The organism is Erythrobacter sp. LQ02-29, from assembly GCF_022576075.2.
GTDB lineage: Bacteria > Pseudomonadota > Alphaproteobacteria > Sphingomonadales > Sphingomonadaceae > Alteriqipengyuania.
In genome coordinates this window covers 1,983,487-2,005,613 of the sequence record NZ_JANCNT010000001.1, presented here as the reverse complement: position 1 = coordinate 2,005,613, position 22,127 = coordinate 1,983,487, and the positions used below count along the sequence as shown (strand labels likewise).

Sequence of the window (22,127 nt, the reverse complement as noted above, 5' to 3'; positions counted from 1 at the left end):
CGGGGTCGCGACCCTAGGGGAACGCGGCGGCGCTGTCGAAACGGGTTTTCTTTACCCGCCCTTCAGCGCAAGTGCTGTGCGATTGGCGATATCGGCAACCAGCGCGGCCCAGCGCGACTGATCGGCCTCGGTCTGAACCAGGTCCTGCCGGATCTCGATCGTGAGATAGCGCCGCCCGTGCGCCTCCGCATGGCGGTCCATCGTCGCATTCAGCTGCTTGCCTGAATAGGGCTGGTTGTCGCCCACGGTCAGGCCTTCTTCCCCGAAAAGCCGCATCGCGTGGCGGGCGGCGGAATCGTCCTGATTGTAGAGCAGGCCCACTTCCCACGGCCGCTCTTCCTCCTTGCTCTCAAGGTCGGCCGTGAAGGTATGGAGCGCCACGATCAGCTCGGGCTGCGCGGCATCGAGCCACTTGGCCAGCGCCTCGTGATACGGGCGGTGGAAACGGTCTAGCCGCATCTCGCGGTCGGCACCGATATTGCCGGGGATGGTGTGCCCGTCGCTGGTCATCGGGATCGCCGCCGGATCGTCCTCTGTCCGGTGGAGGTCGACCACCAGGCGGCTGACGGTGGCAATATGCGCCGGGATGGCGTGCCGCCGCGCCAGTCGCTCGGCCATGCCGTTCACGCCGATATCGACCGCGATATGCGTGTCGAGCAGCCGGTCGGGAATGCCGAGCGGAATGTCCTCGGGCACATAATTCGATGCATGATCCGCGACGCAGACGATCTTCCCCGGCACCGGTTCACCGACCTGGCGATAGGGCTTGTCGTCAATCATCATCGCAATCGTCCTCGCATCTGCCACCAGCCCGCATGGTCCCGGGCCAGCATTTCTGCGGCTTCATGTAGGGATTCGGCGCTCGAATACAAAGCGAAGCAGGTCGCGCCGGAGCCCGACATGCGCGCGAGCAGCGGGTTGCTTTCGGCCAGCGCGGCGAGCACGCCTGCGATCGGCGGGCATAGCGCGATTGCCGGGCCTTCCAGATCGTTGCGCCCGGCCAGCGCGATCTCGCGCACGGTTCCGCCCGGCATGGCACCGCGATCACGCCCGTCCCAATGCGCGAAGACCGGGCCGGTGGAAAGCGGCGTGCGGGGATTGACCAGCAGGACATGCGTGCCCGCCAGGTCGTTCTCGATCGGGTCCAGCTCGGTGCCCGTACCGCGCCCGATGCAGGCGACGCTCTCGACACAGGCAGGCACATCGGCCCCCAGCTTCGCGGCGCGTTCCCGCCAGTCGTCGGGCAGGCCGTGCAACGCGCGCACTATGCGGAAGACCGCCCCGGCATCGGCCGAGCCCCCGCCCAGCCCCGCCGCGACGGGGAGGTTCTTCTCCAGCTTGATCGTAAGACTGTCCTGCCGGTGCAGTTCATTCAGCGCGCGCGCAACCAGATTGTCGAACGGATCGCTTAGCGTACCCGCAAACTCGCCAACGGTCTCGACCCGGTCGGCCTCCGCCGGGCGAGCGGTCAGCGTGTCGCCCGCATCCACGAAGGCGAAGAGCGTCTCGAGCGCATGATACCCATCGTCCCGCCGCGCGCGGACATGCAGCGCAAGGTTGATCTTGGCGTAGGCTATCTCGCGCACTCAATCCTCCCCGGCACGGAGAGGGGGACCAGCCGCACGCTGGTGGAGGGGCGACCCACCATGCAGTCTCATCGCATACTCTCTTTCACGACCGATTTGCCCGATGCGAACCACAACCGAGGCGATGTTGGCGACGAAATTTGAACCCACCGGGTCGTTTCCGCAACTCGGCCCACAAGGCGACCTCCGGCGGGGTCATCTCGCTGCGGAGTTTGCGGGCGAGCTTCACGCTGTTGCGTCGATCGATGATCATGCTCGCCCCTCCACCATGCTGCGCATGGTCCCCTCCCCGGATCGGGGAGGACCTACATATTAGGATAGTTCGGCCCGCCGCCACCCTCGGGCGTGGTCCATTCGATGTTCTGGTTCGGGTCCTTGATGTCGCAGGTCTTGCAGTGGACACAGTTCTGCGAGTTGATCACGAATTTGGGCTCGCCCGTATCCTCGTTCTCGACCCATTCGTACACGCCCGCGGGGCAGTAGCGGGTCGAGGGACCGGCATAGACGCCGAGCTCGCTGCGCTTCTGCAGCTCCATGTCCTCCACCAGCAAGTGGTTGCGCTGGTCTTCGGCATGGTTGGTGAAGCTGTAGGCGACGCTGGTCAGCCGGTCGAAGCTGATCTCGCCATCGGGCTTCGGATAGGCGATCGGCTGGTGCAGGTCGGCGCGCTGCAACTCCTCGTAATCGCGGTGATGCTTCATGGAGAGTGGCAGGCCGATCTTCAGCTGGCGCATCCACATATCGACGCCCGCCAGGATCGTGCCGACATCGCCGCCGAACTTGGCGACCAGCGGCTGCGCATTCTTCACCTGCTTCAGTTCCTTGGCGATCCAGCTGTCGCGCAGGTTCGCGTCGTAATCGGCCAGCTCGGTCTTTTCATGGCTTGCGGCGATGGCCGCCGCCGCGCTCTCGGCGGCGAGCATGCCGCTCTTCATCGCGGTATGACTGCCCTTGATCCGGGGCACGTTGACGAAGCCCGCCGCGCAGCCGATCAGCGCGCCGCCGGGGAAGGCGAGCTTGGGCACGCTTTGCCAGCCGCCTTCGTTGATTGCGCGCGCGCCATAGGCGACGCGGGTGCCGCCCTCCAGATATTCGCGGATCGCCGGATGCTGTTTCCAGCGCTGGAATTCCTGGAACGGCGAGACGTAGGGGTTCTTGTAGTCGAGCGCCGTCACGAAGCCGAGCGCGACCTGCCCGTTCGCCTGGTGGTAAAGAAAGCCCCCGCCCCAGGTATCGCTTTCGGCCAGCGGCCAGCCTTGCGTGTGGATCACGCGGCCCGGCACATGCTTGTCCGCCGGGATGTCCCACAATTCCTTGATGCCGAGGCCGTAGACCTGCGGCTGGCAATCCGCCTCCAGGTCGAACTTCGCCTTCATCTTCTTGGTCAGGTTGCCGCGCGCGCCCTCTGCGAAGAGGGTGTATTTCGCGTGGATTTCCATGCCCGGCTGGTAATCGGGCTTGTGGCTGCCATCCGCCGCCACGCCCATGTCCTGCGTGATGACGCCCGCGACCGCGCCGCTATCGTCGAACAGCACTTCGGATGCGGGGAAGCCGGGGAAGACCATTACGCCCAGCCCCTCGGCCTGCTCGCCCAGCCAGCGGGCGAGATTGCCCAGCGACCCGGTGTAGCACCCGTTGTTGGACATGAACGGCGGCATGGCGAGGTGCGGGATCGACGTCTTCCCACCCTTCGTCATCAGCCAATGCCAGTTGTCTGTCACCGGCGTTTGCGCCATCGGGCAGTCCATCTCGCGCCAGTCGGGCAGCAGCTCGTCGAGCGCCTTGGGATCGACCACCGCGCCGGAGAGAATATGCGCCCCGATCTCGGAGCCTTTCTCCAGCACGACGACTTCCAGCTCTTCGTTGATCTGCTTCAGCCTGATCGCGGCGGAGAGGCCGGCGACCCCGCCCCCGACGATCACGACGTCGCACGGCATCGATTCCCGTTCGCTCATGCGCTCTAATCCTTCCCCATTGGAATGCTTGGAATATACGGCAAATGCCTTGATTGGTGCCTTGCGACAGGTCAAGACCCGCCCTGCGTGACGGATGAAGCCCCACCCCTTTCCGCTCGGGAGCAGATTGCCGCGGCGCTCGCCTGGTGGCGCGATGCCGGGGTCGCGATCGATACCGGCGATGCCGTTACGGCATGGCTCGACGCGGAAACCGGCGGCGCTGCCGATGACGCTTCTCCCGATACCAAGCCGCGCGCGGCACCCAAGGTTCCCAAACCCGCTCCCCCACCTCAGGGACGCGAGGCGATTTCTCGCATCGCAACCGATCCGGTCGTGCAGGCGGGCGGCGATCCGGCGAACTGGCCGACCGATCTCGAATCGTTTCGGAGGTGGTGGCTGGAGGATCCATCGATCGATCGCGGCGGGGCCTATCCGCGCGTCGCGCCGCGCGGAGCCGCGGGCGCGGAACTGATGGTCGTGGTCGAACAGCCGGAGGAGAGCGACAACGATCGGCTCCTTTCCGGGCCGAAGGGCGCCTTCCTCGATGCGATCCTGCGCGCCATGGCGGTGGGCGCGGACGCGGCGTACCTCGCGGCGCTCCTCCCCCGCCATACGCTTCATCCCGACTGGGAGGAAATCGGTCGCGCCGGATACGCGAAATTGCTGGCGCACCACATCGATCTGGTCGGCCCGAAGCGCATTATTTGCTTCGGTCGCAACATCCTGTCCCACATTCCACACGAGCCGACGCAGCAGGCTGACAATACACGGATTTTTAACCATGACGGGGGAGGGATAGACCTGTTGCCAGCCGGCGACTTCGCGACCCTGCTACAGCGCAAGGCGGCGCGAACCCGGTTCTGGCACAACTGGCTCGCTTGGACGGATAGGTAAATCATGGCACCCAAACGCAAGGGCTTCGCAGCCGCACTGATCGGAATAGCCGCTCTGGGCGCGCTCCCCGCGCCCGCCATGGCGAACAGCAGCGCGGTCGATTATTTCCGCGCCCGCGCCACGTCCAGCAACGTGCCGCAGCTCCTCTCTTCCGACGAGCGGTCGTTCTACGCCGACCTGTTTCGCGCGATCGACGGCCAAGACTGGGTCAAGGTCGATACGATGCTGGCGCAGAAGCCGGACGGCCCGCTGACGCAGGTCGCGATGGCCGAATACTACCTCGACGCCAATTCCCCGCGGATCGAACTGCCCGCGATCCAGGCGTGGCTGGCGAAGGGAGACAGCCTGCCGCAGGCCGAGCAGATCACCAATCTGGGCATGAAGCGCGGGCTGATGAGCGCGCCCTACCTGCCGCGCCAGAACAGCTTCACAAGCCAGCCCTACATCTCCAAGCGCATCCTGCCCGACGGCATTCGGGACGGGACGATGCCCGCCGACATCGCGAGCGCCATTACCGAGCGTATCGTCAACGACGATCCGGACGGCGCGCGGCTCCTCCTCGACGGGATCGATGCGACACTCAGCTCCGCCGCGCGGGCCGAATGGCGCCAGCGCGTCGCCTGGAGCTATTATATCGAGAACCAGGACCCGGCCGCCTTCGCCATGGCGCAGACGGTTGCCGAGGGCAGCGGCCCATGGGTCGCCGAAGGGGCCTGGGTCGCCGGGCTCGCCGCATGGCGGATGGGCCATTGCGAACCGGCGGCGCAGGGGTTCCGCGACGCGGCGCGCCAGGCCGCCAACCCGGAACTTTCGGCGGCGGGCTATTACTGGGCGTCGCGCGCGCTGGTGCGGTGCCGCAAGCCAGAGGCCGCAGCGGAGGAGCTGCGCGGTGCCGCGCGGATGGACGAAACGCTCTACGGCATGCTGGCGCGCGAACAATTGGGCGAGACCCTGCCCGGAGCCGGTGCGACCGCAGATCTGGACGCCAATGACTGGCGGCGGCTGCGCGATGTCGACAATGTGCGCGTCGCGGTCGCCCTGTCCGAAATCGGGCGGGACGAGCTGGCGGACGAGGTGCTGCGCCACCAGGCCCGCATCGGCGATCCGGACCAGTTCGACGCGCTGTGCCGGCTCGCGCGCGAACTCGGCCTGCCGTCCACTCAGCTGTGGATGGCGCACAACGTGCCGCGCGGCGGCCATGCCGACCCCTCGCTGCGCTATCCCGCGCCCAAATGGCAGCCGGTCGACGGCTGGAAGGTCGATCCCGCTCTCGCCTTCGCCCATTCGCTGCAGGAATCGAATTTCCGCGCCGCCGTGGTCAGCCCGAAGGGTGCGCGCGGCCTGATGCAGATCATGCCCGCCGCGGCGCAAGACCATTCGGGCGCGCTGGGTTACACCGGGCGGCCGAGCGATCTCAACCGCCCGGAAGTCAATCTCGCCTTCGGGCAGCGCCATCTCGAAACGCTCAAGAACAGCGGCGCGACCGGCGGACTGCTGCCAAAGGTGATGGCCGCCTACAATGCCGGGCTGGTCCCGGTCGGCCGCTGGAACAGCGAGGTCAACGACGAGGACGATCCGCTGCTCTATATGGAGAGCATTCCCTATTGGGAAACGCGCGGCTACGTCGCGATCGTGATGCGCAATTACTGGATGTACGAGCGGCAGGCCGCTGCCCCTTCCCCCAGCCGCGAGGCGCTGGCGCAGGGCATGTGGCCGACCTTCCCGGATGTCTCGTCGGGCGGCGGACCGGTCCGCCTCAGCCGCGCCGACTGATGGCGATCGACGAGACGAAAGAGTTCAAACCCGTCCGGATCGCCGTGCTGACGGTTTCGGACACTCGGACGGAGGCGGACGACACCTCCGGCCATATCCTGGTGCAGCGTCTCACCGACCATGGCCATACCCTCGCCGCACGGACGATCGTGCGCGACGATGCGGACCTGATCGAGCAGCAATTGCGCACCTGGATCACCGACCGCGAGGTGGACGCGGTGGTCAGCACCGGCGGCACCGGCCTGACCGGTCGCGACGTCACGCCGGAGGCGCTGTCGCGCGTCGCCACCCGCGATATTCCGGGCTTCGGCGAGCTGTTTCGCTGGCTCAGCTTCAAGACGATCGGCACCAGCACGGTGCAAAGCCGCGCCTGCGCGGTGGTGGCGGACGGCACCTACATCTTCGCCCTCCCCGGCTCCAACGGCGCGGTGAAGGACGGCTGGGACAGCATCCTCGCCGAACAGCTCGACAGCCGCAACCGGCCCTGCAACTTCGTGGAGCTGATGCCGCGGTTACGGGAAGTGTAATTTCGCTAGCGCCACTTTTGCGTTCTCTATATGTTCCAACCTATGGAACGGAGTCGCGAACCTGTCGTGCACGGCCGCGGGGCACAGTCTGACGCGGTGCCGACGCGCTTCGGCCTCGCCACGCGTGAAGCGGATGGCGACTGGCGCGACCATATGGAGTCGCTTGATGGCCCGCCGGTGAAGCTGCGCACGCAGGTGACGGAAGAGCGGCCCAAATCGATCCTCAGCTTCAACAGGTCGCCCGACATCTTCTTCGATCGCTCGGTCAACGCCTATCGCGGGTGCGAGCATGGCTGCGTCTATTGCTTCGCGCGGCCCACGCATGCCTATCACGACCTTTCGCCCGGGCTCGATTTCGAGACGAAGCTGTTCGCGAAGCCGGACGCGGCGCGGCTGCTGCGAGAGACGCTGGCCAAGCCCGCCTATCGCCCCGCTCCGATCGCGATGGGGACCAACACCGATCCCTACCAGCCGATCGAGCGGCGTTATCGCATCACGCGTGCCGTGCTGGAGGTGTGCCTGGACGCGCGCCATCCGGTCACCATCACCACCAAGTCCGACCGGGTGCTCGACGATCTCGATCTGCTGGCGGAGATGGCGCGGATGGACCTCGTCGCGGTGGCCATTTCGGTCACCAGCCTGGACCCGGTGCTGTCCGGCAAACTCGAACCGCGTGCAGCTTCGCCCGCCAAACGCATGGCCGCGTTGGGAAAACTCGTTGAGGCGGGCATCCCCGCGCATTGCTCGATCGCGCCCGTCATCCCCGCGATCACCGAAGAGTTCATGGAAGGGATTGTCGCCCGCGCCGCCGGACTGGGCGTGACCAGCGCGGGCTGGATTCCGCTACGCCTGCCGCACGAGGTCGCCCCGCTGTTCCGCGAATGGCTCTCGGTCCATTTCCCCGAACGCGGCGAAAAGGTGATGAGCATCGTCCGATCGATCCGAAACGGCCGCGACAACGATCCCGCCTTCTTCAGCCGCTTGCGCCCCACTGGCGTCTGGGCCGACCTCTTCCGCGCCCGCTTCCGCCTCGCCTGCAAACGCGCGGGGATGGAGAAGGGCAAGTTCGAGCTGGATTGCTCGCGGTTCAGGGCGCCCGAGGTGGGTGGGCAGTTGCGGTTGTTGTGAGGCAAGTGTTGGGGTGGGAAGCGGCCATTGCAGCAGCTATGATAAAAGCGTGAAGCATGATCCGACTTATCTCAGCAGTCAGAGCCGTGCATTGCACCGGACCTATCGCCGCAATCGGCGCTTCCTGAACGTTGCGGTGGTTGTGTGGTCCGCCGCATTCGCAGCACTGGCATTGGCAGCGACTATCGATTGGGTCGCTAGCATTGGCTGGGGCTTTTCACCCCGCGATGTTTGGGCGTTTTTAGGCTTCGCGGTGGGCGGGGGCATATTCTGGGTATTCGCCACGCTGATCGCAAAGATAAACCTGCGCTTTATAAGACTTACCTATGGCCCCGATCCAAGCGAGAGGTCCGACATGCGTCGGTAGCGAACGTCCGCAATGGGGTCGCAAGGTGCCATACCCTACCGTTCTTTCCTACTCGGCCTAACGATACGAAACGCGGCGGATGACTGTCACCGCGCGTAATCCGAGCAATACCGCCAAAAACCGCGCGATCGGGCAAAGAACTTTTCGACCACTGAACACTGGTACAAGAGTTCCATCCTGTAGGACTTGACAGCGACTGACGAGGCTAGAACTCCACCCGGATCGCGAAGCGCACGAGCTGGCTATCGCTAGCGCGGCGCAGCAAATTTCGCTCGACTGAGAACGAGTACCTCAGTTGTCGGACGCGCACCCGATCAGATCGAAAAATTGCTTGGGCGCGCTGTCGCGCTGCGTGGTGCTCCAGTGCCATGTCCGATCCCCGAGCGAGGTGAGCAGCATATGCGCTGGTGCAATGCCGCCCATCTGGGGGATATCGTCGATGATGTTATAGTCGGCGTCGGCCCCGATATATTCCATCTCCCCCAGTGGCCTTTCACCCCCATCCGGGGATGGCGGAAGCCATTCGGGCAGAGTGACATCTGTCGTCGAGACAATGTATTGCAGATTGTTGCTTCCGCCACTCGCGGGAAGCCACCAGTAAGTTCGGCCGGTCTCACCGAAATTGATGGCCAGAGCGACATGGGCCGGCCAATCGTTCCCACTATCCACGGGATAGAAACTTGCAGTTACTGTCGGCTCGTCACGTAAGGCATAGCGAGCATCTTCGACATGGCAAACTTGTACCGCAGCGAGGGCAAGAGCAAGGGGAACAAGCATTACTCGATCCTCCGGAGTCGCATGGATCGCGACGGTTTTCCTTGCCATAGAAAGTCAGGTTCGGGAACGGAGATAGTCGCCGCACCAGTTCTCGGCTGGTGTCGCAAAGCCAGCGTCGCGCTTTCCTACTAGCACCTCTGATGAGACAAGAGCGGGATGCCTGCCACCGCGCCGTATCTCAGCTTTCCCAGTGAAACCGGACCGTCATGCAGCAGGTTTTTCCCGCCCCAGAACACTGTTCCAAGTGTTCCATCCTGTAGGATTTGGCAGCGACTGACGACGTTAGAACCCCGCCCCCTTCTCCCCCGGATCGAAGCGCACGAGGCGGCTGTCGGCGAGGGCGGCGGTGCGGTTGACGACGGCCTTCTGGTAGTCGGCGTCCTTGATCATCTCGAAGAAGGCCGCGGCGCTGGGATAGGCCGCGATGAAGCCGTCGTGCCAGTGCATTGCCTCCGGTCCGGTCAGCACCGCCTCGAACGCGCCGCGCCACACGATCTTGCCGCCGACGCGGGCGAAGATCGGGCCGCTGGTCCGGCCGTATTCCTTGTACGCCCGCGCGCCGGACCAGCCCTTGCCCGCATTCTCGTGCCCCTCGGGATAGGCCGCCTCGTCGCGGTACTGCACCAGGTTGAGCATGTGGATCGGCCGGTCGCGTGGCAGATCCTTGAAGGCCGCAAAATTGGCTTCTTCAGGGTTGATGTAGCGTTCGGTCATGGGTTCACTCCACCTCCAGCCTGTAATCCGCGAACCGATCGCGCAGGTCCTTCTTGCTGATCTTGCCGGTCGCGGTGTGGGGGATGTCGTCGACGAACTCGACCGCATCGGGCAGCCACCACTTCGCGACCTTGTCGGACAGGAAGTTCACCACCTCCTGCGCGCCGACATCCTGCCCCTCCTTGCGGACGACGAACAGCACCGGGCGCTCGTCCCACTGGGCGTGGTGCACGCCGATCGCCGCGGCTTCGGCCACCGCGGGATGCCCGCAGGCGGCGTTCTCCAGCTCGACCGAGCTGATCCACTCGCCGCCCGACTTGATCACGTCCTTGGTCCGGTCGGTCAGCTGCAAAGTGCCGTCGGGATGCAGGATGCCGACATCGCCGGTATCGAACCAGCCATCAGCATCGACCGCGTCCTCCTCCGCCTTGAAGTACCGCTTGATGACCCATGGGCCGCGCACCTGCAGCGCGCCCGAGCTCTCCCCGTCGCGCGGGAGCTCTTTCGTCCGGTCGTCGAGATCGACCGTGCGCAGTTCGATGCCGAAGATCGGGCGGCCCTGCATGCGCGACTTCGCGACCTTCTCCTCGAACGACATTTGTGCCCACTCGGCGGTGGGCGAGCCGACCGTCCCGATCGGGCTCGTCTCGGTCATGCCCCAGGCGTGCTGGACCTTGATCCCGGCCTTCATCAACCGCTCGATCATGAATTGCGGCGCGGCCGAGCCGCCGATGGTCGCGGTGTCGAGAAGGGGCAAGTCGCGACCCGTAGCGTCGCAGTGCTGGAACATGGCGAGCCACACGGTCGGCACGCCGGCGCTGGTGGTGACGCCCTCCCGGTCCATCAGGTCGCACAGCACCTGCGGTTCGTTGACGGCGGAGAACACGAACTTCACCCCCGCCATCGCGCCACCATAGGGCAGGCCCCAGCTCGCGGCGTGGAACATGGGCACCACCGGCAGCATCACCGTGCTGGGATCGAAATTGTGCGCGCTCGGCTGAAGACCGGACCAGGCGTGGAACATGGTCGAGCGATGCTCGTACAGCACGCCCTTGGGGTGGCCCGTCGTGCCGCTAGTATAGCACAGCATGCACGGATCGCGCTCATCGCCATCCACCCAGGCGTAATCGCCGTCCTGCGCGCCGATCCAGTCCTCGAAGGCCAGAAGGTCGGAGCCCGGCGCGGGATCGTAGCAGATATAGTGTTCGACCGTCGGCCAGCGGTCGCGCATGAGGTCCACGATCGGCTGGAACGCAGCGTCGTAGAACAGCACGCGGTCCTCGGCGTGATTGACGATATATTCGAGCTGATCCTCGAACAGGCGCGGGTTCACGGTGTGCAGCACCCCGCCCATCCCCGCGACGCCGAACCAGCTGACGAGGTGGCGCGAGTGGTTCATCGCCATGCTCGCGACGCGCTCTCCCGGTTCGATCCCTATCGCTTCGAGCGCCTGCGCCATCCGGCGGGCGTCGCGGTGGATCTCGCCCCAGTTGGTGCGCGTCTCGCTGCCATCGGCCCAGTGGGTTACGATCTCGCGCGTGGCATGTTCGCGGGCGGCATGATCGATCACATGCGTGATCCGCATCTTCCAGTCCTGCATCGCACCCAGGGCTGCCATCCGATTCTCTCCCGCTTTCCCGTTCTCCCGGGCAACCGGTATCGCAATCAGGCGGCGCGGAAAAGCTTCGGCCCGGTTTTCGGGATCAGCGCGACATTGGCGATCCCCTCGATCCCGCCCAGCGTTTCGGCGAGCGCGCCGTCGAGGCGGAAATCGTATCCGAGCCGCATTATCGCCTGCTCACCGGCAGGCAGAGCGAGCTTCGCGACCACCTCGCCATATCCCGGCGGGCCGGGCTGGAGAGCGAGGGCCAGTTCCGCGATCGCGGCCTCGTGCGCGACTTCCAGCGTCAGCAGCATGCGCTGGCTGCCCGCCACCGCCGCCAGCGGTCGCGCGCCACGCACCGTCACGCGCGGGGGCTCGTCGGGCGACGGGGAATCGAGCTCGACCGTCAGCAGGACGCAGGTGCCGTCTTCGGCCCATTTCTCGAAATTCGCGACCAGCGCCTCCTCGAAACACGCCGCGCTGAACTGGCCCGAACTGTCGGAGAAATCGGCGCGCACGAAATCCGCGCCGCGCCGCGTGCGCCCCTTGTTCACCTTCTCCACCATCGCCGCCATGACCGCGCGGGAGCGGCCGCCCATCGGCGCACCCGCCGCCATCAGCGATGCGTAGGGCCGCGCTCCGTTGGCGCTCGCGACGTCGCGATAGGCCTCGACCGGGTGGCTGGAGAAATAGAAGCCGAAATTCTCGCGCTCCTTCGCCATCTTGTCGGCGCGCGACCAGTCGTCGGCCTCCTTCAGCCGCAGTGTATTGCCGGGGCCGTCGTCGCCACCGAACAGCCCCTCCTGCCCGCTCGATCGCTCGCGCTGCGCGGCATCGGCGGTGGCGAGCAGCAGGTCGATATTCGCGGCCAGCCGCCCCCGGCTCGGCTCCAGCCGGTCGAGCGCGCCCGCCGCGATCAGCGCCTCGAGCTGGCGCGAATTCATGCAGCCTTGCGGGATGCGCGCGAACAGGTCGTCGAGGCTTTCGAACCAGCCATGCGCCTCGCGCTCCTCGCACAGCGCCTTCATCGCCTTGCCGCCGACATTGCGGATACCCGCCAGCGCATAGCGGACGGCGTAGCCCTCGTCCGTGCGCTCCACGGTGAAGTCCGCCTCCGAACGGTTGATGTCGGGCTGCTCGACCGCAACGCCGCCTTCCCTACCCGGATACCGCCGCGCATCGTCCACAAACACCGCCAGCTTTTCCGACTGATGCATGTCGAAGCACATGGATGCGGCGTAGAATTCTTCCGGATAATGCGCCTTCAGCCACGCTGTCTGATAGGCGAGCAGCGCGTAGGCGGCGGCGTGCGACTTGTTGAAGCCATAGCCGGCGAACTTGTCGATCAAGTCGAACAGCTCGTTCGCGCGCTTCGCGTCGATCTGCGAATGCTCGGCGCAGCCGGCGATGAAGCGCTGGCGCTGCGCATCCATCTCGGACTGCTTCTTCTTGCCCATCGCGCGGCGCAGCAGGTCGGCATCGCCCAGCGAATAGCCCGCCAGGATCTGCGCCGCCTGCATCACCTGTTCCTGATAGACGAAGATGCCGTAGGTTTCTTCCAGGATACCCGCCAGCTTGGGGTGCGGATACTCGATCTCGACCTCGCCCGCCTTGCGTTTGCCGAACAGCGGGATGTTGTCCATCGGGCCGGGGCGATAGAGCGAAACGAGGGCGATGATGTCCTCGAACTTGGTCGGCTTCACCGCGGTCAGGGTACGGCGCATCCCTTCCGATTCCAGCTGGAACACGCCCACCGTGTTGCCCTGCTTCAGGAGCTGGAACACTGCCGGATCGTCCCAGGCGAGGCCCGCCAGATCGACCTCGATCCCGCGCTTGGCGAGGAGGTCGACCGCCCGCTGCAGCACGGACAGCGTCTTCAGCCCGAGGAAGTCGAACTTCACCAGCCCGGCGCCCTCGACATATTTCATGTCGAACTGCGTCACTGGCATGTCGGAGCGTGGATCGCGGTACAGCGGCACCAGCTGTGCCAGCGGCCGGTCGCCGATCACCACGCCCGCCGCGTGGGTGGAGGAGTTGCGCGGCAGCCCCTCCAACTGCATCGCCAGATCGACGAGCTGCTTCACATCATTGTCGTTGTCGTATTCGCGCTTGAACTCCGCGGCACCGTTCAGCGCGCGCGGCAGGCTCCACGGGTCGGTCGGATGGTTGGGCACCATCTTGCACAGCCGGTCGACGCGGTTGTAGCCGAGATCGAGAATGCGCCCGCAATCGCGCAGCACGGCGCGCGCCTTCAGCTTGCCGAAGGTGATGATCTGCGCGACGTGATCGTGACCGTATTTCTTCTGGACGTAGCGGATCACCTCGCCCCGCCGCGTTTCGCAGAAGTCGATATCGAAGTCGGGCATCGACACGCGTTCCGGGTTGAGGAAGCGTTCGAACAGCAGACCGAGCCGGATCGGGTCGAGGTCGGTAATGGTAAGCGCCCAGGCGACGAGGCTGCCCGCGCCGGAGCCACGGCCCGGCCCGACGGGAATTCCCTGATCCTTCGCCCACTGGATGAAGTCGGCGACGATCAGGAAGTAGCCCGGGAACCCCATCCGGTTGATGATGCCGATCTCGTAATCGAGCCGGTCATAATAGGTCTTGCGCTCGTCCTCGGTGAGCTCCTCATAGGGCTCCAACCGCTTGGCGAGGCCGCGCCTCGCTTCGCTCTCCAGCATCGCCTTCTCGCCTTCGATATCACCGGCGAGGCTGGGGAGGATGGGGGCGCGCTCGGGCGGCGCGTAGGCGCAGCGTTGCGCGATGACGAGCGTGTTCGCGACCGCCTCAGGCAGGTCGTCGAACGCTTCTTCCATCATCGTCGCCGACTTGACGAAGCTTTCCTGCGCGGAGCGCGGACGGTCCTCTTCCCACAGTTTGCGCGAATGCGAGATGCACAGCATCGCGTCGTGCGCCTTGTGGAAATGCGGATCGGCGAAATTGGCCGGATTGGTCGCGACCAGCGGCAGATCGCGGTCGTAGGCCCAGTCGACCAGCGCGGCTTCGGCAGCGTCTTCCACTGCGTTTTCGCGCCGCGACAGCTCGACATACAGCCGACCGGGGAACAGCGCCTCCAGCCGCTCGCCATAGGACAGGGCATGACTGCCCTGCCCCTCCGCGAACAGGCGCGTCATTGCGCCTTCGCTCGCCCCGGTGAGCGCGATCAGGCCCTCGGTCCGGCCATCCAGTTCATCGAGCGCGACATGCGGCTCCAACTCCAGCGGCCGCTCCAGATGGGCACGGCTGACGAGATGGCACAGGTTCTGCCACCCTGCCTCATCCTGTGCGAACAGCGCCAGATGATCGATCGCCTCCGACGATCGGCGCGCGACACCAAGGAGGGTGCCCACGATGGGCTGGACCCCTTGCTCGAAGCAGGCCGAGGCGAAGGCGTAGCTGCCGTAAAGCCCGTTCCGGTCGCAGATGGCGATGGCAGGGAAGCCCCGCTCCTTCGCCAGCTTCGCGATCGCCTTGGGGTCGATCGCGCCCTCCAGCATCGAATAGCTCGACAGGATACGAAGGGGTACGAACGGGGCAAAGGACATGGCCCCAATATGCGACCGCGGAGTGGATTAGCCAAGGCGGCGGGCGGCGCTATTCCACCGGCCCGCCGCAATTCCTCGTCAGCTCTTCGGGAAGTCGGGCCGGGCCGCCAGTCCCTCCGCCTCGTCGGCGGTGTACTGGCGGTCGCCGGCCTTCTGGATGACGTATTTCTCGCGCTCCTCCTCGGGCAATTGCGTGAGGTAGCGGATCATGTCGGCGAAGCTGCCGCGCCGCAGCGCCTTGGCCGAATCGAGTACGCCCTGGCCGTCGTCGGACTCGTGCAACGCCGCCGCATCATCCCACGCGTCTTCGTCCGAATTGACCGGCGTGGCGTCGAAAGTACTGGGGTGGTCGCTCATGCTTCAATCTCCTTCGTGGTCGGAAACGCGAGACCGCGCCTCAAGGTCCACTGCGAATGAGATGTTATTCGAGAAGCCCTTCGTGCAGCCGGACGACCCGGTCCATTCGTGCGGCCAGTCGCTCGTTATGCGTCGCCACCAACGCGGCACTGCCTTCGCCCCGCACGAGTTCGAGGAATTGCGCCAGCACCCGGTCGGAGGTCGCCTCGTCCAGATTACCGGTGGGCTCGTCCGCCAGCACCAGCCGCGGGCGGTTGGCGAGCGCGCGGGCCACGGCCACGCGCTGTTGCTCACCGCCGGAAAGCTGGCTCGGCCGGTGATCCATCCGCTGGCCCAGCCCCAGCGCCTCCAGCAGTTCGCGCGCGCGCACTTCCGCCTCGTCGCGCGGCTTGCCCGCCACGAGCTGCGGCAGGACGATATTCTCAGCTGCATTAAAGTCGGGCAGCAGATGGTGGAACTGATACACGAAGCCCAGATTCTCGCGCCGCAGCTGCGTGCGCATGGCGCTGTTCGATTTCTCCGCCGCGGTGCCCGCCAGCACGATCTGGCCGCCGAAGCCCCCTTCCAAAAGGCCGACCGCCTGTAGCAGCGTCGACTTGCCCGAACCGGATGGCCCCAGCAGCGCGACGATCTCGCCCGGGCGGACGGCCAGGTTCACGCCGCGCAGCACCTTGATCGTGGTTTCGCCCTGGGTGAAGCTGCGCGTCAGGCCGCGCAATTCGACGACGTAGGTGCCGGCCTCATTCATAGCGCAGCACCTGTACCGGATCGGTGCTCGACGCCTTGAAGGCGGGATAAAGCGTCGCGAGGAAGCTGAGGATCAGGGCCAGCGCCACGATACCGAAAATCTCCCACGGATCGGTCCGCGACGGCAATGTGGACAGGAACCGGACTTGCGGGTCCCACAGGTTCTGCCCCGTCACGAAGCCGATCACGCGCACGATGCTCTCGCGGAAATAGAGCACCACGAAGCCGAAGATCAACCCGGCAACCGTCCCGATCGCGCCGACGGTGAAGCCGGTCGTGACGAAGATCTTCAGCAGCGATTTTCGCGTCGCGCCCATGGTCCGCATGATCGCGATGTCGCGCGTTTTCGCGCGGACCAGCATGACGAGGCTGGAGAGAATGTTGAACGCGGCGACCAGCACCATGAAGCTCAGGGCGAAGAACATCGCCACCCGCTCGACCTGGAGCGCTTCGAAGATCGAACTGTTGATCGACTTCCAATCGGCGACCACCGCCTGACCCTGCAGCTTCTTCGCCACGGGAGCCATGATCTCGCCGACATTGTCGGCATCGTTGGTCTTCACCTCGATCATCTGGACCTTGTCGCCGATCAGCAGCAGCGTCTGCGCATCCTGCATCGGCATTACGACGAAGCTGTTGTCGTAATCGTAGAGCCCGACTTCGAAGATCGCGGCGACCTGATAGCCGACCTGGCGCGGCACGGTTCCGAACGGCGTGCTGCGCCCGGCGGGATTGACGATCGTGATCGTATCGCCGACCCGCGCACCGATGTTCTCGGCCAGGCGCGCGCCGATCGCGACCGTGCCCGCATCGGGCCGCAGCGCGCTCAGATCGCCACCGACCACCTTGTCCTTCAGCTGCGCGATCTGCTTCGGGGTCTCGCCACGGACCAGCACGCCCTCCACCCGGCCGTTATAGGTCAGCATCAGGGGCTGCTCGATCAGCGGGCTCGCCTCGGTCACGCCGGGCGTCGCCTCGACTTCCTTCAGGATCTGCTGCCAGTTGTCGAGCCGCCCGCCATAGGCCTGCACGATCGCATGGCCGTTGATGCCCACGATCTTGTCGATCAGCTCCGCACGAAAGCCGTTCATCACGCTCATCACGATCACCAGCATGGCGACGGACAGCATTACGACGCCGATGGAAATGCTCGCGACCAGCGCGATGAACGCCTCGCCCCGCCCCGGCAGCAAATAGCGCCGGGCGATCATGCGTTCGAAGGGAGATAGGAACAGGGAGATGGCAGGCCCGCGAAATTGCTGAAATTTGCGCCGCATTAGGCACCCGTACCTGTCTGCGCAATGAAATTGGCCGCGGGCGTAGGATTGCATGTGTCACCCGTCGCACCGGCCTTGTAATCATACCGCAACATCGCCATTGGGAGCGCGCGGGGCGAAACACCGATCGGCGCGGGCTTTTCTGATGGACACCACCCACCCCTGGATGGACGAAGACGGCGATACGCTGCACGAGGAATGCGGCGTTTTCGGCGCGGTCAACGCGTCCGATGCGGCGGCGCTGACCGCGTTCGGCCTGCACGCCCTGCAGCATCGCGGGCAGGAGGCGGCGGGCATCACCGCCTTCGACGGCACGCAGTTCGTCACCCGCCGCGGCCTCGGCCACGTGGCCGAGAATTTCTCCAGCCAGGAATCGATTGCCGAGCTGCCGGGCGCAATGGCGGCCGGGCATGTGCGTTATTCGACCACCGGCGGATCGGGCCTGCGCAACGTGCAGCCGCTTTACGCCGATCTCGCCAGCGGCGGCTTCGCGGTAGCGCATAACGGCAATTTCTCCAACGCCGGCACGCTGCGGCAGGAGCTGGTGCAGAAAGGCGCGATCTTTCAATCGACCAGCGACACAGAGGTGATCATCCATCTCGTCGCCACCAGCCGCTATCCCACCCTGCGCGACCGGCTGGTCGACGCGCTGCGGCTGGTCGAGGGTGCGTATGCGCTGATCGTGATGACGCCGGCCGGGATGATCGCCTGCCGCGATCCGCTCGGTATTCGCCCGCTCCAGATGGGCCGCATCGGCAATGCGGTCGTGTTCGCGTCCGAGACGGTCGCCTTCGACGTGGTCGGCGCGGAATTCGAGCGGCAGGTGGAGCCCGGCGAGATGATCGAGGTCGATCACGACGGCAAGGTCACGTCCTACCGCCCCTTCGGAAATGCCGGCTCGCGCCCCTGCATTTTCGAACATGTCTATTTCAGCCGCCCCGATTCGGTGTTCGATGGGCGCAGCGTCTATGCCGCGCGCAAGGCGATCGGCGAGCAGTTGGCGATCGAGAACCCGTGCGACGTCGATCTGGTCGTGCCGGTGCCCGACAGCGGCGTGCCCGCGGCGATCGGCTATGCCCAGCAATCGGGCGTGCCGTTCGAACTGGGCATCATCCGCAGCCACTATGTCGGCCGCACCTTCATCCAGCCGAGCGACAGCGCGCGCCATTCGGGCGTGAAGCGCAAGCACAACGCCAATCGCAGCCTGGTCGAAGGCAAGCGGATCGTGCTGATCGACGATTCGATCGTGCGCGGCACCACCAGCATGAAGATCGTCGAGATGATGCGCGATGCCGGTGCGACGGAGGTCCATTTCCGGGTCGCCAGCCCGCCCACGGCGCATAGCTGCTTCTACGGGGTCGATACGCCCGAGCGATCAAAGCTGCTCGCCGCGCGGATGGAAGTCGAGCCGATGCGCGAGTTCATTCGCGCCGACAGCCTCGCCTTCGTTTCGATCGACGGCCTCTACCGCGCGGTCGGCGGTGCGCCCCGCGATGCGGGCTGCCCGCAATTCTGCGATGCCTGCTTCACCGGCGACTATCCGACCTCGCTGACCGATCTCGAACGGCGCGACCGCGGCGCCGACCAGCTGACATTCCCGACACACAAGGTTGCCTGACATGGCCGACAACAAACCGCTCGAGGGCAAGCTTGCCCTCGTCACCGGCGCATCGCGCGGAATCGGCGCGGCGACGGCGATCGAATTCGCCCGCGCCGGCGCGCATGTGATCCTGACGGCGCGCGACGTGAAGGCGCTGGAGGCGACGGAGGACGCGATCCACGATGCGGGCGGCAGCTCGACCATCGCGCCGGTCGACCTAGCGGAGCCAGACGGTATCGCCCGCCTGGCGACTGCCATCCACGGGCGGTGGGACGCGCTCGACTACCTCGTCATCAGCGCGGCCTATCTGCCCATGCTGACGCCCGTCACGCAGATCGACCAGAAGCAGTACAACCAGGCGCTGACCATCAATGTGCTGGCGACGCAGGCGCTGCTGGCGAATTTCGATCCGATGCTGAAGCGCGCCGATGCCGCGCGCGTGGTCGGCCTGACCAGCAGCGTGGGCGAGAAGCCCCGCGCCTTCTGGTCGGCCTACGGATCGAGCAAGGCGGCGTTCGACAACCTCCTCGAATGCTACGCGCAGGAGGTCGAGAAGATCAGCAAGACCCGCGTCGCGATCCTCGACCCCGGTGCCACCCGCACCGCGATGCGCGCCAGGGCCTTCCCTGGCGAAGACCCGCAGACGGTCAAGCCGCCGGAAGAGGTAGCGAAGCGGATCGTCGCGCTGGTGCAGGAAGACTTCAAGACCGCCCACCGCGAGCGGGTGGACTAGCTAACCGACATAATCCCGCTCGCCCTGAGCCGGTCGAAGGGCCGTCCTTACTTAATGCGCAACGCAAAAGATAAAATGCGATGCTTCGACAAGCTCAGCACGAGCGTATCTGCAGCTTAGTCCTTCGTCGCGTCGATCAGGCTCTGCCACAACTCGCGCCGCGCCTTGGTCAGGCCCTCACCCGTCGCGGTCGGGTAGTTGGAGACGACCGCCACCACCAGGTTCCGATCCGGCACGACGGTGATGTATTGCCCGAAGATCCCCTGCGCGCCGTAATTGCCGCCGGGGAAGGTCCACCATTGATACCCGTATCCATAGCCGCCGCCGAATTCGACCTGCGCCGATCCCGCTTCCTCGAACCAGCCCTGCGGCACCGACGGTTGCCCCCCTTCCAGCACGAACTGCCCCATGCGGGCATAATCCGACAGGCGTAGCGACACGCAGCAGCCGCCGATATTGCCGCCCGACAGGTCGGTCATCCAGAACATGTCCCCCGCGAAGCCAGCCGGATCGACGATCTTGTGCTTGGCGTATTCGGCCAGCTTCTCGCCCGTGGCATTCTCCACGATCAGGCCGAGCAGACCGGTTTCCAGCGTCTTGTAGACCCACTTCTCGCCCGCCGGGGCCTCGCGCTTGAGCGTACGGGCGTAGGTGACCACCTGCGATTCGCCGGGCACCGGCGCGATGTTCAGGAACTTCGCCACGTCGCTGTCGGGGTCGGTATAGTCCTCGTTCCACGCTACGCCAGAGGTCATGGTGGCGACCTGCTTCACCGTTACGCCGTCATAGGCGGTGCCCGACAGCGCGGGCACGTACTTCGTTACCGGGTCATCGAGGCTCGCAATCGCGCCGTCCTTCACCGCTGCGCCCAGCAGCGTGGAGGTGAAGCTCTTGGCGACCGAGAAGCTGGTCCAGCGCCCCTCCGGTCCGAAACCGAGCCGGTACGCCTCGTACCGCACCTTGCCGTCCTGCAGCACCATGATCCCGGCGGCGTTCATCGCTTCGAGATAGCCGTCGACCTTTCCCCTAGTCGCAGCGTCGAGCGGCTCGCCCTTGGACAGTTCGCGTACATTGTCGGCGTCCGCCACCTCGATCCCGGCGAAGTAATCCTCCATCGCGCGGAAGCGGGCCGAGCGCGTCTCGTCGTTCCAGAACAGCACCTCGCGCGAATCCGCCGCATCGGGAAATTTCGGCTGCGACATCTGCGTCGCGGGGCCCTGCGCCATCGGCATGGTGGCACACGAAGCCAGCGCCAGCGCGCCCAGCGAAACGAACAGTCTCTTCATCATCCCTCTCCCTTCACCAGCGTAACCTGGTGCACGTCGATCCCGCCACCCCGGAATCCGCCTTCGCAATACATCAGGTAATATCGCCACAGGCGCCTGAAGCGCTCGTCGAACTCGGCCGGCAGGCGCCCTTCGCTCACCGCACTATCGAACCTTTCGCGCCACAGGCGCAGCGTTTGGGCATAGTCCTGCCCGAAATCGGTCTGATCGGTCCAGACGAGGCCGCGCTCCTCCGCCAGCGCGCGGAATTCGCTCGTGCGGATCAGCAGCCCGCCGGGGAAGATGTAGGCCTGAATGAAGTCGGCGCTGTCGGCATAACCTTCGAACAGCGCCTCGTGCATCGAGATATACTGGATCGCCGCGCGGCCGCCCGGCTTCAGGTTGCGGGCGACGCAGTCCAGGAAGGTCGGCCAGTATTCGCGCCCCAGCGCCTCGACCATTTCGACGCTGGCGATCGCGTCGTATCTCCCGTCCACGTCGCGGTAATCGCGATGGAGGAATTCGACCGCATCGTCCTGATGCTCGCGCGCCCAGGCCAGTTGCTCGTCCGACAGGCTGATCGCATCCACACTTGCTCCGCGCAGGTGCGCCTCTTGCGCCAGCGTCCCCCAGCCGCACCCGATTTCCAGTAGCCGCCTGCCCTGCGCAAGAGCGAGCCGGTCGAGGATCGCCGCCATCTTCGCCGCCTGCGCCGCCTCGAGCGTTCGCGCCCCGTCAGAGAAGAGCGCGCTGGAATAGGCCATCGTTGGCCCCAGCCACGCGCTGTAGAAATCGTTGCCGAGGTCGTAATGCGCCTCGATATTGCGGGCCGAGCCGCTCTTCGTATTGCGGTTGATGGCATGGGCCGCACGCAGCGCCTTGCGCCAGAAATGTTTGGCCCGCCCTGCATCGCCCAGCGTCTGCGCATTGGCCATGAACAGCGCGAACAGCGGCACAGGATCGGGACTTTCCCACTCGCCCGCTTCCCATGCCTGATACCATCCGACAGAGCCGGTCGTGGCGAGCCGGATCAGCGCGCGCCAGCTGTTGACGGTCACATCCGCATCGAAGCCCGGATTGCGACCGCCAAGCACGCGCACGCTGCCGTCCGGCAGCCGCCCGGTGATGGAGCCCGTCGCCAGTCCGGCGTCGATCCGATCGAGCACCTTGTGAAAACCGGGCGCGAAGATGCGCGCCAGCCAGCCCGGCCTGATCTCGAACCGTCGTGCCCCGTGCAGCAGGCTGCTTCCGCGCATGTGCCCCTTCGTCGCCATAGCCC

The 22,127-nt window shown here is 65.6% G+C and carries 20 protein-coding genes and 1 pseudogene; 7 read left to right on the top strand and 14 right to left on the bottom strand.

The window, feature by feature from the left end:
- Nucleotides 1-51: 51 nt before the first annotated feature.
- From MKP08_RS09910 to MKP08_RS14425, 5 genes and pseudogenes are all read right to left on the bottom strand, one after another.
- Entirely contained in the window at nt 52-783 is a 732-nt protein-coding gene (locus MKP08_RS09910; protein ID WP_373418085.1) for an N-formylglutamate amidohydrolase, read from the bottom strand.
- Nucleotides 780-1,586 (bottom strand): 4-(cytidine 5'-diphospho)-2-C-methyl-D-erythritol kinase, encoded by an 807-nt coding sequence (locus MKP08_RS09905; RefSeq protein WP_241553677.1) that lies wholly within the window; start codon nt 1,584-1,586, stop codon nt 780-782. Before MKP08_RS09905 ends, MKP08_RS09910 begins: the two co-directional genes overlap by 4 nt.
- A gap of 85 nt (nt 1,587-1,671) precedes the next feature.
- Nucleotides 1,672-1,839, bottom strand: coding sequence for a DUF559 domain-containing protein (locus MKP08_RS09900; RefSeq protein WP_255750126.1), 168 nt, complete (start codon nt 1,837-1,839; stop codon nt 1,672-1,674).
- Between the two features lie 52 nt (nt 1,840-1,891).
- Nucleotides 1,892-2,962 (bottom strand): electron transfer flavoprotein-ubiquinone oxidoreductase, encoded by a 1,071-nt coding sequence (locus MKP08_RS14430; RefSeq protein ID WP_373418102.1) that lies wholly within the window; start codon nt 2,960-2,962, stop codon nt 1,892-1,894.
- 474 nt (nt 2,963-3,436) lie between these two features.
- Nucleotides 3,437-3,523: pseudogene (locus MKP08_RS14425) on the bottom strand (FAD-binding protein); the annotation flags it as partial.
- Nucleotides 3,524-3,628: 105 nt separating this feature from the next.
- Here MKP08_RS14425 and MKP08_RS09890 point away from each other — a divergent pair.
- The 5 genes from MKP08_RS09890 to MKP08_RS09870 are packed head-to-tail and all read left to right on the top strand — an operon-like array spanning nt 3,629 to nt 8,230.
- The gene (locus tag MKP08_RS09890) at nt 3,629-4,435 is read left to right on the top strand and encodes a uracil-DNA glycosylase family protein (protein WP_241553675.1); all 807 of its coding nucleotides are present in this window, start codon (nt 3,629-3,631) and stop codon (nt 4,433-4,435) included.
- Nucleotides 4,436-4,438: 3 nt separating this feature from the next.
- The gene (locus tag MKP08_RS09885) at nt 4,439-6,208 is read left to right on the top strand and encodes a lytic transglycosylase domain-containing protein (protein WP_241553674.1); all 1,770 of its coding nucleotides are present in this window, start codon (nt 4,439-4,441) and stop codon (nt 6,206-6,208) included.
- Nucleotides 6,208-6,735, top strand: coding sequence for a molybdenum cofactor biosynthesis protein B (gene moaB / locus MKP08_RS09880; protein ID WP_241553673.1), 528 nt, complete (start codon nt 6,208-6,210; stop codon nt 6,733-6,735). The genes MKP08_RS09885 and moaB overlap by 1 nt, the downstream gene beginning before the upstream one ends.
- A gap of 42 nt (nt 6,736-6,777) precedes the next feature.
- Complete coding sequence (locus MKP08_RS09875; protein WP_241553672.1) at nt 6,778-7,863, top strand: PA0069 family radical SAM protein; 1,086 nt, start codon at nt 6,778-6,780, stop codon at nt 7,861-7,863.
- Nucleotides 7,864-7,912: 49 nt separating this feature from the next.
- The gene (locus MKP08_RS09870) at nt 7,913-8,230 is read left to right on the top strand and encodes a hypothetical protein (RefSeq protein WP_241553671.1); all 318 of its coding nucleotides are present in this window, start codon (nt 7,913-7,915) and stop codon (nt 8,228-8,230) included.
- Nucleotides 8,231-8,521: 291 nt separating this feature from the next.
- Here MKP08_RS09870 and MKP08_RS09865 read toward each other — a convergent pair whose 3' ends face one another.
- From MKP08_RS09865 to MKP08_RS09835, 7 genes are all read right to left on the bottom strand, one after another.
- A complete protein-coding gene (locus MKP08_RS09865) occupies nt 8,522-9,007 on the bottom strand; it encodes a hypothetical protein (RefSeq protein ID WP_241553670.1) in 486 nt (161 codons plus the stop codon).
- Between the two features lie 282 nt (nt 9,008-9,289).
- Complete coding sequence (locus tag MKP08_RS09860) at nt 9,290-9,721, bottom strand: DUF1330 domain-containing protein (RefSeq protein WP_241553669.1); 432 nt, start codon at nt 9,719-9,721, stop codon at nt 9,290-9,292.
- Nucleotides 9,722-9,725: 4 nt separating this feature from the next.
- Nucleotides 9,726-11,339 carry a long-chain fatty acid--CoA ligase gene (locus MKP08_RS09855; RefSeq protein ID WP_241553668.1) on the bottom strand — a complete coding sequence of 538 codons (1,614 nt, stop codon included), beginning with the start codon at nt 11,337-11,339 and terminating at the stop codon, nt 9,726-9,728.
- 47 nt (nt 11,340-11,386) lie between these two features.
- Nucleotides 11,387-14,869: a DNA polymerase III subunit alpha gene (gene dnaE, locus MKP08_RS09850; RefSeq protein WP_241553667.1), complete on the bottom strand. Its 3,483-nt coding sequence runs from the start codon at nt 14,867-14,869 to the stop codon at nt 11,387-11,389.
- 78 nt (nt 14,870-14,947) lie between these two features.
- Nucleotides 14,948-15,226 (bottom strand): hypothetical protein, encoded by a 279-nt coding sequence (locus tag MKP08_RS09845; protein WP_241553666.1) that lies wholly within the window; start codon nt 15,224-15,226, stop codon nt 14,948-14,950.
- 64 nt (nt 15,227-15,290) lie between these two features.
- Nucleotides 15,291-15,974 carry an ABC transporter ATP-binding protein gene (locus MKP08_RS09840; protein ID WP_241553665.1) on the bottom strand — a complete coding sequence of 228 codons (684 nt, stop codon included), beginning with the start codon at nt 15,972-15,974 and terminating at the stop codon, nt 15,291-15,293.
- Nucleotides 15,967-17,208 (bottom strand): lipoprotein-releasing ABC transporter permease subunit, encoded by a 1,242-nt coding sequence (locus tag MKP08_RS09835; protein WP_241555584.1) that lies wholly within the window; start codon nt 17,206-17,208, stop codon nt 15,967-15,969. The genes MKP08_RS09840 and MKP08_RS09835 overlap by 8 nt, the downstream gene beginning before the upstream one ends.
- A 187-nt stretch (nt 17,209-17,395) precedes the next feature.
- Here MKP08_RS09835 and purF point away from each other — a divergent pair, with 187 nt between their 5' ends.
- Together purF and MKP08_RS09825 are read left to right on the top strand one after the other, a co-directional pair.
- Nucleotides 17,396-18,868, top strand: coding sequence for an amidophosphoribosyltransferase (gene purF, locus MKP08_RS09830; protein WP_241553664.1), 1,473 nt, complete (start codon nt 17,396-17,398; stop codon nt 18,866-18,868).
- Nucleotide 18,869: 1 nt separating this feature from the next.
- Nucleotides 18,870-19,583, top strand: a complete 714-nt coding sequence (locus MKP08_RS09825; protein WP_241553663.1) for an SDR family NAD(P)-dependent oxidoreductase — start codon at nt 18,870-18,872, stop codon at nt 19,581-19,583.
- Between the two features lie 116 nt (nt 19,584-19,699).
- Here the strand turns inward: MKP08_RS09825 and MKP08_RS09820 are convergent, their stop codons facing one another.
- Entirely contained in the window at nt 19,700-20,872 is a 1,173-nt protein-coding gene (locus MKP08_RS09820; RefSeq protein WP_306300142.1) for a serine hydrolase, read from the bottom strand.
- Nucleotides 20,869-22,104 (bottom strand): cyclopropane-fatty-acyl-phospholipid synthase family protein, encoded by a 1,236-nt coding sequence (locus tag MKP08_RS09815; protein WP_241553662.1) that lies wholly within the window; start codon nt 22,102-22,104, stop codon nt 20,869-20,871. Before MKP08_RS09815 ends, MKP08_RS09820 begins: the two co-directional genes overlap by 4 nt.
- Nucleotides 22,105-22,127 lie beyond the last annotated feature (23 nt).

What these genes read in the sequence shown, in the direction of transcription:
- MKP08_RS09840 (WP_241553665.1), bottom strand. Translation starts at nt 15,974, where the DNA reads ATGAATGAGGCCGGCACCTACGTCGTCGAATTGCGCGGCCTGACGCGC.
- MKP08_RS09855 (WP_241553668.1), bottom strand. Translation starts at nt 11,339, where the DNA reads ATGGCAGCCCTGGGTGCGATGCAGGACTGGAAGATGCGGATCACGCAT.
- MKP08_RS09825 (WP_241553663.1), top strand. Translation starts at nt 18,870, where the DNA reads ATGGCCGACAACAAACCGCTCGAGGGCAAGCTTGCCCTCGTCACCGGC.
- MKP08_RS09860 (WP_241553669.1), bottom strand. Translation starts at nt 9,721, where the DNA reads ATGACCGAACGCTACATCAACCCTGAAGAAGCCAATTTTGCGGCCTTC.
- MKP08_RS09815 (WP_241553662.1), bottom strand. Translation starts at nt 22,104, where the DNA reads ATGCGCGGAAGCAGCCTGCTGCACGGGGCACGACGGTTCGAGATCAGG.
- MKP08_RS09845 (WP_241553666.1), bottom strand. Translation starts at nt 15,226, where the DNA reads ATGAGCGACCACCCCAGTACTTTCGACGCCACGCCGGTCAATTCGGAC.
- MKP08_RS14430 (WP_373418102.1), bottom strand. Translation starts at nt 2,962, where the DNA reads ATGAAGGCGAAGTTCGACCTGGAGGCGGATTGCCAGCCGCAGGTCTAC.
- MKP08_RS09900 (WP_255750126.1), bottom strand. Translation starts at nt 1,839, where the DNA reads ATGATCATCGATCGACGCAACAGCGTGAAGCTCGCCCGCAAACTCCGC.
- purF (WP_241553664.1), top strand. Translation starts at nt 17,396, where the DNA reads ATGGACACCACCCACCCCTGGATGGACGAAGACGGCGATACGCTGCAC.
- MKP08_RS09910 (WP_373418085.1), bottom strand. Translation starts at nt 783, where the DNA reads ATGATGATTGACGACAAGCCCTATCGCCAGGTCGGTGAACCGGTGCCG.
- MKP08_RS09865 (WP_241553670.1), bottom strand. Translation starts at nt 9,007, where the DNA reads ATGCTTGTTCCCCTTGCTCTTGCCCTCGCTGCGGTACAAGTTTGCCAT.
- dnaE (WP_241553667.1), bottom strand. Translation starts at nt 14,869, where the DNA reads ATGTCCTTTGCCCCGTTCGTACCCCTTCGTATCCTGTCGAGCTATTCG.
- MKP08_RS09875 (WP_241553672.1), top strand. Translation starts at nt 6,778, where the DNA reads ATGGAACGGAGTCGCGAACCTGTCGTGCACGGCCGCGGGGCACAGTCT.
- MKP08_RS09820 (WP_306300142.1), bottom strand. Translation starts at nt 20,872, where the DNA reads ATGATGAAGAGACTGTTCGTTTCGCTGGGCGCGCTGGCGCTGGCTTCG.
- MKP08_RS09885 (WP_241553674.1), top strand. Translation starts at nt 4,439, where the DNA reads ATGGCACCCAAACGCAAGGGCTTCGCAGCCGCACTGATCGGAATAGCC.
- moaB (WP_241553673.1), top strand. Translation starts at nt 6,208, where the DNA reads ATGGCGATCGACGAGACGAAAGAGTTCAAACCCGTCCGGATCGCCGTG.